This window comes from Mesorhizobium sp. B1-1-5 (assembly GCF_006443065.1).
Lineage (GTDB): Bacteria > Pseudomonadota > Alphaproteobacteria > Rhizobiales > Rhizobiaceae > Mesorhizobium.
In genome coordinates this window covers 1-1,279 of the sequence record NZ_VFWS01000457.1, presented here as the reverse complement: position 1 = coordinate 1,279, position 1,279 = coordinate 1, and the positions used below count along the sequence as shown (strand labels likewise).

The following is a 1,279-nucleotide window of genomic DNA, read 5'->3' as shown; positions in this document are numbered from 1 at the left end:
GGCAGGGCTCCCGGCGCGACGTCGAATACATCACCGAAGGGATACCGGGCAGCTCGCTGCGCCCAGGCGCCTATGCCCACACCGATTATGATTTCAAGAAGCCGGGCGCCGACCTCATGGCCAAGTCGGCCCCGCCGTTCAGTCACAAACTGTCCGCGGGTGAGAACTACCGCCAGCCGGGCGCGCATCTCGAAGTAAGCCGGGGCGACAGCCTGGCTTCGATCCGGCGCGAGGAGATCCAGGCCTTGCACCAGCGCATCGCCGCGGCCGGCACCGTGCGCGGCTTGTATTCCGGCTGCACGTTCAAGCTGGACGGTTTTCCGCGCGAAGACCAGAACCAGGAATATCTGGTGGTCAGCGCCGAATACAGGCTGTTTGACCCCGGCTATAGAGCCCAGGCCGACGTCGAAAGCGAGAGTTTCAAAGTGGTCCTCGGTGTGGCGCCGACAGCCTTGCCCTATCGCCCGCCGCGGACCACGCCACGACCGATCATGCGCGGCCCGCAGACGGCGACGGTGGTCGGTCCATCCGGCGAGGAGATATTCACCGACAAATATGCGCGGGTGAAGGTCCAGTTTCATTGGGACCGCGTCGGCAAGAAGGACCAGAACAGTTCCTGTTTCGTACGGGTGTCGCAGAGTTGGGCCGGCAGTGGCTGGGGGTTCATCCAGATACCGCGCATCGGCCAGGAGGTCATCGTCGACTTCATCGAAGGCGACCCGGACCTGCCGATCATCACCGGCCGGGTCTACAATGCCTCGCAGATGCCGCCCTACGGCCTGCCTGGCAACGCCACACAATCGGGCTGGAAGTCGGATTCTTCCAAAGGCGGTGGCGGCTACAACGAACTGATGTTCGAGGATAAGGCCGGCTCCGAACTGGTCAATTTCCAGGCACAGAAGGATCACAACCTTCTGATCAAGCATGACCGCACAAAGCTGGTCCAGCACGATCAGTCCGACCGCATTGACCACGACGCCAAACACTCCGTCGGCCACAACCTCGACGAGGACGTCGGCAACAACAAGACGGTCAAGATCGGCGTCGACCAGACCACCAACATCGGCTCGAACGACACCGAGACAGTGGGCGCCAACCGCTCGCTGACAGTCATGGCCAACGAAACCATCCATGTCGTGTCGAACTCGACGGAAAACATCGACGCCAATCATTCTCAGACAGTGGGGATTGTACAGACGATTACGGTGAAGGCGGCGCGTTTCGACACCGTCGGCGCCGCGGAGACCCGTAGCGTCGGCGGTTTTCAGATCAACAGCAT

General features: G+C 61.8%; 1 protein-coding gene. It reads left to right on the top strand.

Features of this window, described 5'->3' with window-relative positions:
• A partial coding sequence (tssI, locus tag FJ980_RS32340) for a type VI secretion system tip protein TssI/VgrG (RefSeq protein ID WP_140547531.1) occupies nt 1-1,279 on the top strand: 1,279 nt, incomplete at both ends.